Raw genomic sequence first — 257 nt, forward strand, 5'->3', positions numbered from 1 at the left:
TACAGCTCCCCGAAGCATATCGGTGTTAGTGCCGTCCTTCATCGGCTTCTAGTGCCAAGGCATCCGCCGCGCGCCCTTTATAACTTAACCTAAAATGGTCGTTCAACTTTATAGCGATATAAAGCTGGAACGTTAAAAAGGTATTGCAAATAAGTGATTACATAATGTAATCGACTCGGTTGATTACTTGATTTGTTGCTTTCAATGTCGTTTTATCCAGTTTTCAATGAACAAGTTTTGAAGTTTTCATATCTAAG

Annotated in this window: 1 rRNA gene; it reads right to left on the reverse strand. The window is 39.3% G+C overall.

The annotated features are described in order from the left end of the window. Window positions 1–90: ribosomal RNA gene (locus AU377_RS09285) — 23S ribosomal RNA — on the reverse strand; the annotation flags it as partial. Window positions 91–257 lie beyond the last annotated feature (167 nt).

Source organism: Sporosarcina sp. HYO08 (genome assembly GCF_001563475.1).
Taxonomy (GTDB): domain Bacteria; phylum Bacillota; class Bacilli; order Bacillales_A; family Planococcaceae; genus Sporosarcina.